Source organism: Serratia sp. HMSC15F11, assembly GCF_001808215.1.
Taxonomy (GTDB): domain Bacteria; phylum Pseudomonadota; class Gammaproteobacteria; order Enterobacterales; family Enterobacteriaceae; genus Serratia; species Serratia nevei.
The window spans coordinates 401048-417469 of the sequence record NZ_KV792497.1 but is presented as its reverse complement, the minus strand read 5'-3'; the positions used below and the strand labels follow the sequence as shown (position 1 = coordinate 417469).

The 16422-nt window shown below is 60.0% G+C and carries 14 protein-coding genes; 6 read left to right on the top strand and 8 right to left on the bottom strand.

Features of this window, described 5'->3' with window-relative positions; all coding sequences use genetic code 11:
* The first annotated feature begins 271 nt into the window (after positions 1-271).
* Positions 272-472: a protein DsrB gene (gene dsrB, locus HMPREF3138_RS21605; RefSeq protein ID WP_038877309.1), complete on the top strand. Its 201-nt coding sequence runs from the start codon at positions 272-274 to the stop codon at positions 470-472.
* A 218-nt stretch (positions 473-690) separates the two neighbouring features.
* Here the strand turns inward: dsrB and rcsA are convergent, their stop codons facing one another.
* A complete protein-coding gene (gene rcsA, locus HMPREF3138_RS21600) occupies positions 691-1320 on the bottom strand; it encodes a transcriptional regulator RcsA (RefSeq protein ID WP_033635078.1) in 630 nt (209 codons plus the stop codon).
* Positions 1321-2112: 792 nt separating this feature from the next.
* Between rcsA and HMPREF3138_RS21595 the strand changes: the two genes are divergently transcribed.
* Positions 2113-2754 (top strand): GNAT family N-acetyltransferase, encoded by a 642-nt coding sequence (locus HMPREF3138_RS21595; RefSeq protein WP_083301500.1) that lies wholly within the window; start codon positions 2113-2115, stop codon positions 2752-2754.
* 11 nt (positions 2755-2765) lie between these two features.
* On the opposite strand, the gene HMPREF3138_RS21590 is transcribed toward HMPREF3138_RS21595, so the two are convergent.
* The gene (locus HMPREF3138_RS21590; RefSeq protein ID WP_070559321.1) at positions 2766-4181 is read right to left on the bottom strand and encodes a pyridoxal phosphate-dependent decarboxylase family protein; all 1416 of its coding nucleotides are present in this window, start codon (positions 4179-4181) and stop codon (positions 2766-2768) included.
* A gap of 102 nt (positions 4182-4283) precedes the next feature.
* Here HMPREF3138_RS21590 and HMPREF3138_RS21585 point away from each other — a divergent pair, with 102 nt between their 5' ends.
* Entirely contained in the window at positions 4284-5159 is an 876-nt protein-coding gene (locus HMPREF3138_RS21585) for a LysR substrate-binding domain-containing protein (RefSeq protein ID WP_038876660.1), read from the top strand.
* On the opposite strand, the gene HMPREF3138_RS21580 is transcribed toward HMPREF3138_RS21585, so the two are convergent.
* Positions 5156-6541, bottom strand: a complete 1386-nt coding sequence (locus tag HMPREF3138_RS21580; protein WP_038876662.1) for a CoA transferase — start codon at positions 6539-6541, stop codon at positions 5156-5158. The two genes, HMPREF3138_RS21585 and HMPREF3138_RS21580, sit on opposite strands and share 4 nt — an antisense overlap.
* Before the next feature lie 61 nt (positions 6542-6602).
* A complete protein-coding gene (locus HMPREF3138_RS21575) occupies positions 6603-8786 on the bottom strand; it encodes a glycoside hydrolase (RefSeq protein ID WP_038876664.1) in 2184 nt (727 codons plus the stop codon).
* A gap of 501 nt (positions 8787-9287) precedes the next feature.
* On the opposite strand from HMPREF3138_RS21575, the gene HMPREF3138_RS21570 reads away from it, so the two are divergent.
* Together HMPREF3138_RS21570 and mgtA are read left to right on the top strand one after the other, a co-directional pair.
* Positions 9288-9986, top strand: coding sequence for an MgtC family protein (locus tag HMPREF3138_RS21570; RefSeq protein WP_038876666.1), 699 nt, complete (start codon positions 9288-9290; stop codon positions 9984-9986).
* A gap of 244 nt (positions 9987-10230) precedes the next feature.
* Entirely contained in the window at positions 10231-12930 is a 2700-nt protein-coding gene (gene mgtA / locus HMPREF3138_RS21565; RefSeq protein WP_038876668.1) for a magnesium-translocating P-type ATPase, read from the top strand.
* 48 nt (positions 12931-12978) lie between these two features.
* On the opposite strand, the gene HMPREF3138_RS21560 is transcribed toward mgtA, so the two are convergent.
* The 4 genes from HMPREF3138_RS21560 to HMPREF3138_RS21545 all read right to left on the bottom strand — a co-directional run bounded on the left by HMPREF3138_RS21560 (position 12979) and on the right by HMPREF3138_RS21545 (position 15940).
* Positions 12979-13752 carry a DUF3307 domain-containing protein gene (locus HMPREF3138_RS21560; protein WP_038876670.1) on the bottom strand — a complete coding sequence of 258 codons (774 nt, stop codon included), beginning with the start codon at positions 13750-13752 and terminating at the stop codon, positions 12979-12981.
* 2 nt (positions 13753-13754) lie between these two features.
* Entirely contained in the window at positions 13755-14351 is a 597-nt protein-coding gene (locus HMPREF3138_RS21555; RefSeq protein WP_038876672.1) for a hypothetical protein, read from the bottom strand.
* 213 nt (positions 14352-14564) lie between these two features.
* Positions 14565-14744 carry a hypothetical protein gene (locus HMPREF3138_RS21550; protein ID WP_038876673.1) on the bottom strand — a complete coding sequence of 60 codons (180 nt, stop codon included), beginning with the start codon at positions 14742-14744 and terminating at the stop codon, positions 14565-14567.
* Positions 14745-14839: 95 nt separating this feature from the next.
* A complete protein-coding gene (locus tag HMPREF3138_RS21545) occupies positions 14840-15940 on the bottom strand; it encodes a YbdK family carboxylate-amine ligase (protein ID WP_038876676.1) in 1101 nt (366 codons plus the stop codon).
* 150 nt (positions 15941-16090) lie between these two features.
* Between HMPREF3138_RS21545 and HMPREF3138_RS21540 the strand changes: the two genes are divergently transcribed.
* A complete protein-coding gene (locus HMPREF3138_RS21540; protein WP_038876678.1) occupies positions 16091-16417 on the top strand; it encodes a metalloregulator ArsR/SmtB family transcription factor in 327 nt (108 codons plus the stop codon).
* The last annotated feature ends 5 nt before the right edge of the window (positions 16418-16422 follow it).

The following is a 16422-nucleotide window of genomic DNA, read 5'->3' as shown; positions in this document are numbered from 1 at the left end:
TTCACGCTAAAGCGCGATGAACCAAAAAAAAGCCCGCAATTCTGCGGGCAAAAGTTCCTTGTTACTTCTTCATTTGCGAGCGCTTCTCTGGGGGGAAACGCCTGAAGACAGGCTACGCGAGGCCGGCTTAAGATTCTGCGGCCAAACCGTTAAGAAAGTGAAAATCCGGGCGGCTGCTACGCTGAGAGCGAGGCCGGCTTGGCGCGGGGCGGTGTCCTTCCCCCTGGGTTTTGTCATACACTGATGCCAATCGCAAATGATGGGGAACGGTATGCAGGTTAACGATCGAGTGACGGTAAAAACAGACGGCGGCCCGCGGCGCGAGGGCGTCATTCTGGCCGTAGAGGTATTCAACGAAGGGACTATGTATCTGGTTTCTCTTGAAGACTATCCGGCGGGCGTATGGTTTTTTAATGAAATCGACAGCCGTGACGGGACGTTTGTGGAGCCATGTCGCGAGCATGGGCAGTAACGTCGGTTAATCTCATTAATTTGCTAATGAAATTGTCCATTTTGAGATTATTTCATTGCGGTAAGATTTTTTTTATCGACGGCAAAAAAATACCCGCTGCGCTAGCGGGGGATAGCGCAGCAGGTATTCTTTTGGTGGTTCCAGTATCCGATATCCAGGTGACTTTATCACCGGATATTTAACGGCCGACAAAACAGAGTGGGGGCATTCTCTGCGGCTCAACGGCTATTGACAAATATTCCACTGGTCAGCGTATCGGTCAAACGAACAACGTGGTAAATGATCTGCTTGTTGTGCGTCTTTATTTTCCGCTTGATGTTTCCCTTGTGGGAGGAGACCGTTTTGGCCTTTATTTGCATCTGGTCTGATATCTGGATGGTGCCTTGACCGGACATCCACATGCGTAACATGTTCGATTCGGTCTGGCTCAGCGTTACCGGCGTTTGGTCCAGAGAGGACTTCTCCGCCCGTAGGGACGTTCTCTCGAGATAGTGACTAAGTAGCTGATTCATAGTTTCTGGTTTGATGGATTTTGACGATATGATAACGTTTTTGCGAACATATAAATAATCGTCGAAATGTACATTGGTAATAGCCATGAAGATGAAGAATAACGTATCCGGGTGCAGTGAAATCACCCGTTTTATTCGCTCGGTGGCGTTTGCTTCGTGGATGAAGCAGTCCTCGTTAATAAACACCAGGCTTGGATTCAACTTGCTGCATTTTTCATGCAGGCTGTCAATATCCTCGATAGCATTAATATGGCGTTTTTTCACGCCATGCGAAGTCAGATAGTCGGTTAATCCCAATCTGGTATAGCTACATGAATCCATGATGATCGTTGGCATATCGCACCCCCACTTAAATCCGTTTTACTGCGGTAATATGAGAAAAAGCCTAAAAAGCCGAAAGGCAAAATGGAGCAATAATTCAGTGTAGCCAGTGTTCTATCAATAAACACGACGGCACTCAATGATATTTTCATACTAAACTTATTAATCACATGAATCTATAAGTTTGGCTTAAGTCAGAGAGATTTGCTGATCGCTCGGCGTTGACGCGATCGGCCTGACTTGCGCTTGGCGCCCGCGCTTGCTGACATTGCTTGCCGAGATTCTGTTCATCATGTCACGAAACAAAATTTTAGTTTGCTAGGAAAAGTCTTAAAAAAAATTCATGTGTTAGATTTTTGAGGATTTTCAGTGCACTTTTTGAGTGGCTAAAAAGTGTTCTTTCGGTTTTTTGTTTTTTTAACGATAAAAATCATTAAGTTGAATGTTTTATCTCCTTATTTGATAATGATAATCACTTCTTTTTTTATCATAACAACCAAAAAAAGTTAACGTTGTGGCTGAAATGTGTAGCTTAATTGTTGCTATAACTCACCGTTTTACAATGGGTTATATGGATATTTATTTCGCTTGAAATAATTTTGGTGAATATTTAACGGTGATTGAGTTGTTTTTCTAAACTATCATCCTGTTGTCCGCGCCAGCGGGGCGGGGGCAGGTCGGAGTTGTCTCCGGCCCGCGTTGGTTTTAACTTGCCTTTCCACCTTTCAAAAGCAGGATGTCGCAGTGAGACAGAATCAGTATGGGCAGCCAATAGGCGATGCCCTTCCTCATTGGCAGCCGGCAGGCCTGCCCGGTCACAGGTTACTGCAAGGGCGGTTTTGCCGCCTTGAACCCCTTAGCCTTGAGCGCTGGGGGGATGAGCTCTATCGGGCTTACCAAACCGCCGAGGATGACCGAGACTGGACCTATCTGTTTTGGGAACGGTCGCAGACGCGCGAGGATTTCCAGCGTTATCTCCAGGCTCAGGCGTCCAGCGCTGACAGAAACACGATGGTGGTGGTCGATCAGGCAAACGGACGCGCCGTGGGGACCTGCGCTTTTTTGCGCATCGATCCCGCCAACGGCGTGGCCGAACTGGGCACCATCAACTGGTCGCCGCTGATGAGGCGCAGCGCGCTGGGCAGCGAGGCGATTTTCCTGATGCTGCGGCATCTGTTTGACGATCTTGGCTATCGGCGCTGCGAATGGAAGTGCGATAGCCTCAATTTGCCTTCGCGCCAGGCCGCCGAGCGCTTGGGTTTCCGTTACGAAGGCACTTTCCGCCAGGCGGTTGTCGTCAAAGGACGCACGCGCGACACCGATTGGCTGTCGATCATCGACGCGGAATGGCCGGCGCGACACGCCGCCTTTGCCGCCTGGCTGTCGCCGGATAACATCAGCGATGACGGGCGGCAAGCGCGGCGTTTGCAGGCCTTCCAACTCGGGTAGCGCCGCGCGCCTTAGGCCGTCTCTGGCAGACAGTGGCGCAGCGAGTCCAGCGCCAGCCGGATGTCCCGTTCCTCCGTCATCCAGTTGACCAGCGCGGCGCGGATCCCCGGCTGATGGTTATAGGTCGTTGGGGTGCAACGCACCACGCCGTGCCGGTTAAGGCGCTCGAGAAAGCGATCGCGCGCCGCTTCGCTGTCGCCCTGCGGGCGGCTGAGCGCGAAGCACACCACGTTCAAATTCACCGGCGCCAGCAAATGGAAGCCGTCGTCGGCCGCTAACGCCGCACCCAGCGCCTGCGCCAATCGGACGTTGCGCTCGACGATATCCCGTATGCCGCTGCGGCCATAGGCTTTCAGCGTCAGCCAGAGCGGCAGGGCGCGAAAGCGCCGCGAATTTTCCGGCGTCAGATGCAGATAGTTGTCCGGCCGCGGCGTCGGCGCTTCCAGGTAGGCCGAATGGTTCTGAAATACCTGCATCTGCAGATCCAGATGGCGGGTAAATTGGATCGCGCTGTCATAAGGCACGTTCAGCCATTTGTGCGCATCGACGGCGATGGAGTCCGCCTGTTGCCAGCCTGCAAGTCGCGGTGCATACAGCGGCGAACAGGCCGCCACGCCCCCGAAGGCCGCATCGACATGCAGCCAAAACGGATAACGCTCCCGCAGCGCCAGCAGACGCGGCAGATCGTCGAAAGCGACGGTGTTGACCGTGCCGGCGCTGGCCAGCACCAACGTGGGGCGGCCCTCGCCGGCGGCGAGTTGCCGCTCCAGCGCCGCCATATCCATAGCTTCAGACTCCGGCAGGCTGGCGACGGTCGTCAGCGCGTCGCGGCCGATGCCGAGCATGCTGAGCGCCTTTACGCTGCTGGCGTGCGGATTGGCCGCCAGCACCCGGATGGGCCCCAGCGCCGCCAGGCCCCGTTGGGCAACATCCACGCCCTGCTGTTGGCCCAGCCACTGCCGGCCAATGGCCAGCCCGGCGAAATTGGCCATGGTGGCGCCGCTGACCAGGCTGCCGCTGAACGCTTCCGGCAGGCCCAGCAGGGATTTCAACTGCGTCACGGCGGCCAGCTCGATCGCCGCGGCGATCGTATCATGGCTGAGCTGGCTATTTTGGTCTGTCACGCTAACCAGCCAGTCCGCCGCGACCGCCGCCGGGGTGCCACCGCCGGTGACGAAGCCGAAATAACGCGGGCCGGCGCTGGCGGAAATGCCCGCCTGATAACGTTGCCAAAAGTCATCCAGCGCCGCCAGGGCGCCTTCACCGTTTTCCGCCAGCCGATCGTCACCGGGTTGCAGCTGCTGTTGCGCGAGCGGTGGGCAGACCGATCGCTGCTGCAGCCCGGCCAGAAAATCTTCCGCCAACTGGCGGGTGTGGTCGAGGATCTGCGGAAACTGTGTAAGATCCTGTTGTAAACGTGGGTGCATGGCGGCTCCGAAAGCATCAGGGATAGATGGCATAAACATAGAACAGTTGCCTGCGGGCCAAAATCGATGAAAAATAACCTTTTTGGATAATCCGGCTAACCAGTGATGAGTGAACGCCTTCCCCTGCACGTCTTGCCGACCTTCGTTATCGCCGCCAGGTTGGAGAATTTGCGCGCCACGGCGCAGCAGGTGCATTTAACGCATGGTGCGGTCAGCCAGCAAATCCAGCTGCTGGAGCAGGCGGTCGGCTACCCGCTGTTTGAACGGCGCGGGCGCGGTGTGCGTCTGAATGCGGCCGGGAAAGAGATGCTGGCGGCGGTAGAGCCGGCGCTACAGGCGCTGCAGCAGGGCGTTGCCCGCGCCCGGCGCGCCGCGGCAAGCCAGACGCTGCGTATCAGCGTGCTGCCGTCTTTTGCCCATTACTGGCTGTTACCGCGCCTGCCGGCCTTCCATGAAGCCTGCGCCGATATTGCGCTGGATATCGATGCGTCGCTGACATTGCAGGATCTGTCGCAGCGCGGATTCGATGCGGCGATCCGCATCGGCAACGGTCAGTGGGCGGGACTGCAGGCACAGCGCATCGCGTCGGGCGACGTGCTGCCGGTCGCCTCGCCGGACATGGCGCTGCAGTGGGGAACGGCATTCGAGAACGGCGGCGACGTTCCCTTGCTGGAGCACGACGTCAGCCCTTGGCGCGCCTGGTTCAATACGCAAGGGCGCTCGCTGTGCGGGCGGCAACAGGCGTTGTTCAACGATGCAGGATTGTTGATTCGCGCGGCCGAGCAGGGGTTTGGCATCGCGCTGGCGAAAACGCTGCTGGTGCAGGATGCGATCGCCGCCGGGAGGCTGGTGGCGTTGGCCGCACCCTGTCGCCTGAGCGATGACGACGTTTATCTGGTGTGGCCGCAGACCGCCGGGTTGACGCCGGCTGTTTTGCGGTTGCTGCAGTGGCTGCAGCAACAGTTGGCGGCTATTTAACGGCGCAGCCAAGCCGGCTGCGAGGTGCCGAGCGCGGTCGCCGGCAGCGCCCATTGCAGCGCCGTGCCCTGCAGGCTTAACGGGGCGCGCAGACGTTGCGCGGCGCCCCAGTCGGTCAGTTCCGTTTCCGGGTTTTCGTCGGCGGGGCCGGCCGGCGCCGGCGCTTGTGGCCGATAATGCGCCGGATAGGGATGCGCCAGCAGCAGCTGCGCCGTTCGCGCCAGCGACAGCCTTGCGTGGTAGCCGGTGCCGCGGCTCAGGCGCTGCGCCATACCGGTCAGCACCGCCGCCGCCATCAAATAGCCGGTGGCGTGGTCCAGAGCCTGTACCGGCAGCGGCACCGGCAAACTGGCGCTGCGCCAAACCATGCCCGCCTCCGCCAACCCGCAGCTCATCTGCACCAGGCTGTCGAAACCGCGCCGGGTACGCCACGGCCCGCTCCAGCCGTAGGCATTCAGACAAACGTCGATCAGGCCCGGCGCCAGCGCGCGTCTTTCCTCCGCGCCATAGCCCAACTTCTCCAGCGCACCGGCACGGTAGCCATGCACGATCACGTCGGTGTTTCTCAGCAGATGTTCAAACGTATGGCGATCGCGCGCATTGGTCAGGTTGAGGCGTGCGCTGCGCTTGCCCAGCATCACCTCGTGCTCGACGCCGGGCTCATCCCAACCGTAAGGATCGATGCGCAGCACGTCGGCACCCAAACCGGCGAGAAAACGGGTGGCGATCGGCCCGGCGAGAATGCGCGTCAGATCCAGCACCCGCACGCCGTGCAGCGGCCGGGCTATGGGCAGCGCCCAACCCGGCGGCGACGCTTCCGGCTGCAGCGAGGTGTGGATCAAGGGTTCGAGCGCCACGCTCTTGCCCTGAATATGTTGCCGCCACGCGGCCGCCGAGCGCATTTGGGCCGCACAGCCGCCGGCTTCGATCACTGCCTGCTCCAGCTCGCTCTTTTTCCAGCTCAGCACGCGCGCCGCCAGCGTGCCTTTATCCGATGCCGGGTCCAGCACCTGTTCCACCGCCCGCCGATGGTGCGGCGCATTGGTATGCAGGCGTATCCAGCCGTCTGTCGTCTCGTAGTCGCCGGCCAGGGCGTCCCAAGCTGCAGGCAGCGTCCAACCCAGCGGACGCAGCGTCCAGCCGAACCAGAGCGAGGCCAGGCGTTGATCGATCCAGACCTGCGGCGCCTCGGCTGCCTCGCGGCGAAGCAATTCGGCGCAGGCCAAACCGGCGGCGCTCCAGGCGGCGGTAGCCAATTCGGTGACGGGAAAAGCCGAAGGCAATGCGCCGGTACCGCTTACGGTTAACCGGTCGCAGGGCGCGGGGCGTTGCTCCAGGCTTTGCCAAATCTCGTCGAGCAGAGTGTGGATCAGAGGCGTCATCGGCCACTCCTTGCGGGTCGTCGGAAATATAGCCTAGCGTAGCCCACCGCCGGCGACCTTGCTAAGGCGCAACGTCGAACGTGCGGCCGTCGGCCAGTTGGGCGCGCAGGCTGAGGGCCGCTACGCCGGCGAACGGCTGCGCGCTGAAGTTGGCGGTCAGCGTCGCCCCGTCGCTGAACGTCGTCTGTTGCACCCAGCCGTCCCGATCGAGCCAGCGGAAGTCGGTCAGCGCTTTGTCCCACAGGGCCTGATGCAGCGGCCGGAAGGCGGCGTCGGCGCGCTTGATCGCCGGCAGGCGGGCCGCCAGGGTGGCGCGGCTCAGATGGAACATCGGCGCAGTGTTGTACAGCTGGCTGAGCAGACTACGGGTGGTCTGAACGTCGCTGAACTTCAGATTGTCGTAATTCCAGTGGTGGCTGCTGACGATCGCATCGTGGAAAACGGCCTGGTACAGCGGCAGGCGGTAACGCGGATCGAATTCGACGGTGCGGTAGGGCTGTTTCACCTTGGCGGGGCGGAAGAAAAACGCCGGTTGGGCGTTGGGCCACCAGGCGCCGAGATAATAGGGCGAGGATTTATCCTGATTCATCTGTTTATCGCCCCAGCCGAATCCCCAGGTTTCCATGCCGTGGGCGAACATCAGGCTGCGGGCGGTCACCGCATTGCCGTCCTCCGAGCCGAGCGGCAGCTTAAGGGTGGCGCTGAACCAGGCCAGCCTGGCGTTGCGCGCTTCGGCCATTTGCGCCGCGCCGGTCGGGTGGTTGGGCTGATAGTCGTCGGAGACCATGCCGGTGCCGTCCACGTCGAGAAACAGGCTGTTCAACCCGGCCAGTTGCACCAATTCGCGCATGCGCTGTTGAGAATAGGGCAGGACGCAGCCCGGATTGAGGTAGTAACCCTGTTTGCCGAAGCCGGGTTTCTTGCTGCCGTCGGCGCGCACGATGGCGCAGGTTTCCCGCAGCGCCGTCGGCAGTTGCGCGGTGAGCCAGCTGTCGTTCACGCCGCGTGGAATGGCGGTATCGTAGGAGTCGTAGCTGGCGATCAGATAGCCGGCCGCTTTGGCGGCGGTTACCGCCTGCGGGTGCAGGAAGGCGGCGGTCCAGTTATCTGTGCCCAACCACAGGCGCGGCAAACCGGCCTGGCGCAGCGCATCGATCACCGGTTTGGCCAGCCCTGGCCCCCAACGGTCCGCCGGGGTTAACCAACGCCCCAGCTCTCGCTGCGCCCGCTCCCGCACCGCAGCGGCCTGGCGCTGCTGCGCCTGCAGAAAATCGGCGTCATCCGGCGTGGCGCCCAGCGGAATTTGCGCCGTCAACGCCTGGTTGATGCCGTCGATCAGGGGCTGTTGCTGCCAGCCCTCCGGTGTTTTGCCCGCCAGCTGCAGCAAGGATTTTCTGCTCTCGGCATCCATCTTCTGCCGCAGCCCTTCGGCGGCGGGAGAGGCAAGGTAGTGCAGTAACCCCGGCCAATCTTTGACGTCTTCCGCCGCCAGCAGTTTGTCGCCCCACAGGTAGACATGGGTGGCGCCGATCAGCTTTTCGCCTTCGGGCGCCTGTTTTATCTTCTCGCGCAGGCTGCTGAACTGGCCGTTTTGTTGCAAATAGTCGCGGTAGCGGCGGGCGCCGGACAGCGGGGTGTCGCCGACGTGCAGCAGCACCTCGAATGCCTGCTGTTGGTTGAAGCGGTTGAACTGATGCCCGGCGCGCATCTCCAGCTTTTCCTGCGCGGCGGCGAAGGTGACCCGGTTGCTGAACGGCGTCAACATCAGCCAGCTGTAGACCTTGCCCTGGTATTGCTGGCTCCACAGCGGCAGCTTCAGATCCCAGTTGGTATCCAGCGGTGTTATTTCCGCCGTCAGGTAATGGCGCCAGACCGCGTTGTCGAGCGGAATGCGGCTGCCTTCGCCGATCGGCAGCAACAGCGTTTCCGCCTGCGGCGGCAGGCTATACCAGTTCAGAAGCTGTGGCCGGTCGCTGCTGAAGCTCAGGCGCAGATCGCCGTCCTCCAGCCTGGCGCTAACCTTGACCGCGCTCTGCGGCCAGCGCCAGCTGGCGCGTTGTGGCGACGCAGTGAGATCCGCTACCGGTTGCGCGGGCTGCGCCAGATTGACCGGCACAGCGCCGGCGGCAATGCGCAGCGTGGCGGGATCGAGTTCGAACTGCGCGTCGCCTTGCTGCAGCAGCAGGGCATCGGCGGGAAAGCTGACGAGCAGCGCGAGCGCGAGCGGAGAAAGCCGGTGTTTCATCGGGGGCGTCCTTGAAAGATGAAGGAGGACAGTTTACCGATAAGCGCACTGGCACCCAACGTTGTCGCTGCCTATTTGTGACATCGAAATATGATCGCGGTATTCCAGTTTATTTTTCGTTTAATAAATTAGCCTTTACTTCATTACCTGACGTCACTATACTCAGCCAAAATTTCGGTGGAGAAACCCAATTGGACAGTTGTAGTTGTAATAAAACAAATAAGGCAAGCTGACCAATTCTCTTCTGATTTGTTGCTTGCCGTTATCGGCGGGCAGCACCCCTCTCCAGTTATTCCTGAGCTGTGCATACCCGAATAAAAAACGTGTCCTGAGGCCTGACGGTTTCAGGTGAATTGAGTTGGACGTTATTATGGTATTCTGCAGCCACAGCCTTTTCCCTCCAGGCACAGCACGCTGATTCGCTGATTTATTTTCGGCGCGACTTTGCGTGTGCTAAACAGCACATGATTTTATCTCCTGCGGTTAATTAAGGGGACAGTCATGGCTATGACTCCTTTCGTTTTAAATTTATTGCTGGCAATGTGCCTGGGCGCGGTGATTGGCGCCGAGCGCCAGTGGCGCCAACGTATGGCCGGCCTGCGCACCAATGCGCTGGTAGCGACCGGCGCGGCGGTCTTTATTCTCAGCTCCATGTCCACCGATCCGGCCAGCGCCGGCCGCGTGGCCGCGCAGGTAGTCTCGGGTATTGGCTTCCTCGGCGCCGGCGTTATCATGCGGGAAGGGCTGAACATTCGCGGCCTCAACACCGCCGCCACGCTGTGGTGTTCGGCGGGGATCGGCGTCCTTTGCGGCCTGGGCCAGCATTGGGATGCGGTGGTCGCCACGCTGGTTATCCTGTGCGCCAATATCCTGCTGCGCGAAGCCGCGCAGCGCATCAACCTGCAGCCGCACCAGCAGGCGACCGATCTGGAACTGTGCTATCGCATTCAGGTGACCTGCGGCGAACAGGATGAAATTCTGGTGCGCACCCTGATTCTGCAGGCGCTGAATGGCGTCGCCTTGCGGCTGCAGTCCTTGCGCAGCGCCGATATTTCCAGCCCGGGGCAATTGGAAGTGTGTGCGGAAATTACCGCTACGCCGGCTGCGCAAAAAGAAATTGAGGGTATTGTCTGCCGCGTCAGCCTGGAAAAAAGCGTGAGTGCCGTTCGCTGGCGCGTCGCGTCCGAATTACCGGTCTAATTAATTTATATAAATATTTACTAACTTGATTATATGTTCAGGTTTATTCAGGCACGCCTGAATAACGCGGAGCATTAAGGAGGCGTTATGGACGATGACCCCGGAAGGGAAATGATTTCTGCGTGGCTGACAGGGTAATCACGCTATTCAGTCACGCTAATTAAAAAATTCCACTCTGCGCAGAGTCACCTGTTTATCGGGCGGGATATCCCTGTGCGCAGAACGAAAATAAGAGAATAGCGTTATGACTCAGATTAATGAAAGAACGCGTCGCCGTGATAAAGACGCGGTGACCTACGCCATTGCGCAAGAGGCGACTAACAGCATCGCCCAAACGCTGGCGAACCTTAAGTGCAACCGCAACGGCTTGACCCAGGACGACGCCGATGAGCGGTTGGAGCAGTTCGGCGCCAACCAGGTCGCCCACGACAAGGCGCCGCATGCTTTGATTCAGCTGATCAAGGCCTTTAACAACCCGTTTATCTTCGTGCTGATGGTGCTGGCTGCGATCAGTTTCTTTACCGATTATTGGCTGCCGCGCCAGAGCGGTGAAGAAACTGAACTCACCGGCGTTATTATCATTCTGACCATGGTCACGTTGAGCGGGCTGCTGCGTTTTTGGCAGGAATACCGCACCAACAAAGCGGCGGAAGCGCTGAAGTCGATGGTGCGCACCACCGCCACGGTGCTGCGCCGCAGCAGCTACAGCGCGCATCCGCTGACGCTGGAAGTGCCGATCCGTGAACTGGTGCCGGGGGATATCATTCAGCTCTCCGCCGGTGACATGGTGCCGGCCGACGTGCGTCTTATCGCCTCGCGCGATCTGTTCATCAGCCAGGCGATTTTGACCGGCGAAGCGATCCCCATCGAGAAATACGATGCGATGGGCAACGTGGCGCAGAAGTCGAGCGACGGGGAGGTATCCAGCGAGAACGCGCTGCTTGAGCTCTCCAATATCTGCCTGATGGGCACCAACGTCGCCAGCGGCACCGCCACGGCGGTGGTGGTGGCGACCGGCGGACGCACTTACTTCGGCTCGCTGGCCAAGTCGATCGTCGGTTCGCGGGCGCAAACCGCGTTCGATCGCGGGGTGAACAGCGTCAGCTGGCTGCTGATTCGCTTCATGCTGGTGATGGTGCCGGTGGTGTTGCTGATCAACGGCTTCACCAAAGGCGACTGGAGCGAGGCGGCGCTGTTCGCACTGGCGGTGGCGGTCGGCCTGACGCCGGAAATGCTGCCGATGATCGTCAGCTCCAACCTGGCCAAAGGGGCGATCGCCATGTCGCGCCGCAAGGTGGTGGTGAAGCGCCTGAACGCCATTCAAAACTTCGGCGCCATGGACGTGCTCTGCACCGACAAGACCGGCACCCTGACCCAGGATCGCATCATTCTCGAGCACCACATCGACGTCACTGGCGCCAGGGATAACGAGGTGCTGCACCTGGCCTGGCTGAACAGCTTCCATCAGAGCGGCATGAAGAACCTGATGGACCAGGCGGTGATCCGCTTCGGGCGCGGCAAACCGGGGATCGAAGCCCTGGGCCGTTTCAGCAAGGTGGATGAGCTGCCGTTCGACTTCGTGCGCCGCCGGCTGTCGATCGTGGTGGCGGACGAAAATGGCAAGCAGCAGCTGATCTGTAAGGGCGCGGTAGAGGAGATGCTGGAGATCGCCACTCACGTGCGTGAAGGCGACAAGACGCTGGAACTGGACGACGCGCGCCGTGCGGCGCTGCAGGCGCTGGCCCGCGAGTATAACGAAGACGGTTTCCGCGTGCTGGTGCTGGCGACGCGCGAGCTGGATGCGCAACGCCCGGCCGACCCGCTGAGCGTGGCCGACGAGCGCGACATGGTGGTGCAAGGGCTGCTGACCTTCCTCGATCCGCCGAAGGAGAGCGCGCAGCAGGCGATCGCCGCGCTGCAGGAAAACGGCGTGACGGTGAAGGTGCTGACCGGCGACAACCCGGTGATCACCTGCAAGATTTGCCGCGACGTTGGGCTGGAGCCGGGTGAACCGCTCTCCGGGCTGCGAATTGAGCAGATGGATGACGAAGAACTGGCGCGCGAAGTGGAGCAGCGCACGGTTTTCACCAAGCTGACGCCGCTGCAAAAATCGCGGGTGCTGAAAATGCTGCAGGCCAACGGCCATACCGTCGGTTTCCTCGGCGACGGCATCAACGATGCGCCGGCGCTGCGCGACGCCGACGTCGGCATTTCGGTCGACACCGGCACCGACATCGCCAAGGAGTCGGCGGACATCATCCTGTTGGAAAAGAACCTGATGGTGCTGGAAGAGGGGGTGATCAAAGGGCGCGAGACCTTCGGCAATATCATCAAGTACCTGAACATGACCGCCAGCTCCAACTTCGGCAACGTGTTCTCGGTGCTGGTGGCCAGCGCCTTCATCCCGTTCCTGCCGATGCTGGCGATCCACCTGTTGATTCAAAACCTGATGTACGACATTTCTCAGCTGTCGCTGCCGTGGGACAAGATGGATAAAGAGTTCCTGCGCAAGCCGCGCAAGTGGGACTCCAAAAACATCGGGCGCTTTATGCTGTGGATTGGGCCGACCTCGTCAATCTTCGATATCACGACGTATGCGTTGATGTGGTACGTGTTCGCCGCCAACAGCGTGGAACACCAGGCGCTGTTCCAGTCCGGCTGGTTCATTGAGGGGCTGCTGTCGCAAACGCTGGTGGTGCATATGCTGCGCACCCAGAAGATCCCGTTCATTCAGAGCACCGCGGCGCTACCGGTGTTGCTGACCACCGGGTTGGTGATGGCGCTCGGCATCTACATTCCGTTCTCGCCGCTCGGCGCCCTGGTTGGCCTGCAGCCGCTGCCGTGGGAATACTTCCCGTGGTTGGCCGCTACGCTGGTCAGCTACTGCGTGGTCGCGCAGTTGATGAAGCGTTTCTATATCCGCCGCTTCGGCGAGTGGCTCTAAGCCGCCTCGGCGTTCACTTCGGGGGCGAAATTCTTCGCCCCCGCACCCCTACAGCAGTTTGTTGACCAACAGGCCAAGCATGATGGTCAGCGTGAAGGAAAACAGCGTGCCGAGCAGCACATACTCGGTGCGCATCTTATCGTCGCTCTGGCGCAGATCGCCGAAACGGAAGATAGATTTGGCCGCCAGCAAAAAGCCGATCGCCGGGATTTGCCCCAGCAGCACAAAAGTCAGGATCAGCGTTCTCTCCAGATAGCCAATCTGTTTGCCCGCGCGCAGCAGCGAGTCGTTGTCGGCCTTGGCCGAAGGCGGCATTTGCGGCGTCCAGCGCGCCAGCAGCTGCCCGATCAGCAGACTCATCGGCAGATAGATCAGACTGTAGGCCACCAGCACCAGGCCGGTTTGCCAGCGCCCCAGTTGCCGCCCCAGTGCAGCGAGCAGTTCACCGGCGTTCGGCGTCAGCCCCAGCCACAGCAAGGCGATCACCGCCAGATGCAATCCCTGATCGAGCAGGAAACTGCGGGCCGGGCTCAGGCGGCTCATCGCGGTGACTTTCAGCAGATCGATCAGGTAGTGGCTGACGGCGATGACCAGCAGGCTGGCCAGCACCTGAAGTGAGGAAAGCCCGCCGTGCAGCAGGCCGAAACCGGCCACCACCCAGGCGGCCAGCACCCCGTGCAGCAACGCGTGCAACACCAGAAAACGTGAACGTGCGCGCTGTTGGATTTTATCTTCCACCCAACTCAGCGGCTGCAGCGGAAAATCCGCCAGCAGGTGGACGAGCAACAGCCAGGCCAGCAAAGGCGCGTAGGTCAGATCCATAGTCAGACGATCCTGTTAATGGCGTGAATAAACCGCATGATTTCCTCGTAGGCCGCGCGTTTCAGCGCGGCGGAGACCGTGGAGGCGGCTTTCTGCAGCTGGTCCGCCACGGCGGCGCCACTGTCGGCGAACATTCTCGCCTGAACGATGCGCGCTTCGGCCTGTGACAGGCGGCCAATCACATGATCTAACATCGGCAGCAGATCGCTGACAATGGCGTTTGTCCGATCGTTGTCGGTTTTCAGAGCCAGCCGGCAATTTTTTGCCATGGCGTCCAGCGCGCTGCCGGAATTGATAAAGGCGCTGCCGTAACCGGCGGCGTCGGGCCGTTGGCTGCCCAGCCCGATGGCGATGCGCGCATCCCAGTGCGCGGCACCCATTGCCCGCAGCGCGAGGCGAATGTACACCGCCAGCAGCAGCCCGTCCTCCGGGGCGGCCTGCGCCTGGAAGGCATCGCCGCGAAAGATTTCCACCTGATGCAGCCGCCCGTCGCGCCGCAGCCGATCGAGCAGGCTATGCAGCCCATTGAGGTAGTTGGCGGTGTCTGACCGGCGAGAATCGACCAGATCGCCGCTGATAACGCTGATTGGCGTTGGCATGGCGTGTTCCGTTGTTTGCCGAGGGATGACTATAAATTCGCACCTGGATGCGAATATGTCAATAATTCGCCTGTGGATGCGAATTTATCAGGTTTTCGCCTGTGGGGACGAAACGAGGCTGGGCGAGCAGTGGGGGATGAACGGCCGGGAATGCGCGGGCCTGTCAGGCTCGCCACCGGCGGCGTAGAGGAAAAGTGGCCGGCGACCGGCCGTTCAGAAGCTTTTAACCAGCAGGTCACGCGGCATTTCGCTGCCGTGTTTCAGCAGGTGCTCAAACGAACGTTCGCTGCTTTTCAGCTGCTGCAAAAACTCTTGCGGCGACAGATCGTGTTTTTTGCCGCTCATGTAAGCCAGCGCCAGTTCTTTTGCCTGATAGCGGGAGAAGTTGTACATGGTGTCCTCGATACGGTGAATGTCAGTGCTCACGATTGTAGCGAAAGAGCACATAATGAACAGTGGCTTTAGCGTATGGAATCGATAGCTGAAACTTAACTTGCCGGTTGCAACAGCTCGTCGCACAGGCGCTTGATCACCTGAGCCTGCGGCAGGCCGTTGTGCAACATCTGACGGATATGCTCCGAATCGCTGATGCCCTGGCGGACATGGCGCTCGATCGCCTGCAGCACGGCCCGATCCTCCTGTCGCTCGGCGCAACTGGTCAGCGCTTCGAGCGTGTGCAGGATGTGGGCGGTCAGGCTGCTGCTGCGCAGCGTCGCGGAATCGACGTATTCGGCGGCGAAACCGCTGCGATAGGCGTTGATCTTGTTGTAATGGGTGAAGGCATCGTATTCCGGCGCGATCGGCGTCCTGCGCCGCAACAGAAAATCAGCCAGCAGACGGCAGTAACCGACCAGCAGCACGGCATGCGAGAGGCGCAGCGGCGTATCGCAGATGCGGATCTCCACCGTACCCAGCTCCGGTTTCGGCCGCGCATCCCAGTAAATATCCTTGACGTTTTTAATCACGCCGGCGGCGTTCAGCCGTTCGTAGTAGGCGCTGAATTCGCACCAGCTGTAGATGTGTTCCAGGCACCCGTAGTTGGGGAAGGAATTCTGGGCGCTGAAACGGGAGCTGGCAAAGTGCGTGTCGACGCCCTGATACAGCGGCGACGAAGCGCTGAGCGCGATCAGCTGCGGAAAATAGGGCGTCAGCGCATGGCACAGGTACATTGCCTCGTCCCCGTCGTTGACGCCGAGGTGGATGTGTTGGCCGAACACGCAGGCCAGCTTGGAGAGATAGCCAAAGCGGCTGGCCAACTGCCTGTAGCGCGCGCTGTCGCTGATGACCTGCTTGCGCCAGTCGTTGCTGAGATGGCGGCCGCCGCCGCAGACGTCGCAGCTCTGGCGCTGTGCGCTGCGCCGGACGGTTTCCGTCAGGGCGCGCAGCTCGGCGTGCAGCTCATCGAGATCGCGATGCACCGAGCTGTTCAGCTCCACCATCGATTTGGTGAGCTCATGTTTGACGCGCCGGCGATCGCCGACCGCGCTGACCACCCGATCGGTGAGATCGTAGCGCTCGTCATCGACCAGCTGCAGCTCTATTTCGGTGCCGATGGAGAGCCTTTCCGAACGTTTGAATGTGAGCGGCATGGTGCCTCCTTCCTGCAATAACAGCATAAAGATAAGTATATGCCTCGGCGAGAGGGACAACGTCTGTATTTTATATTTGTTTTTTCGAATATGAAGATGGTATCTTCACAAGCGATTTGTGGAGAAGAGAAAGGTTAACGGGAGTGCGAAATGACGTCATTGACGCCGCTGAGGCTGTTTAAAAACTTGTCGGACGAAACGCGTCTGACGCTGGTGCTGTTGCTGCGCCACGCCGGCGAGCTGTGCGTGTGCGAGCTGTCGGGCGCATTGGCGCTGCCGCAACCCAAAATCTCAAGGCATCTGGCGATGCTGCGTGAAAACGGGCTGTTGCTCGATCGGCGCGATGGCAAGTGGATACATTATCGCCTGTCGCCGCATATGCCGGCCTGGGCGGCGGGGATTATTGAGCAGGCTTATCAGTGTCGGCCAGAACAGATGATGGCGTTGGCGCAACGCGTGGCGAAAGGCTGCCCGTAACGATA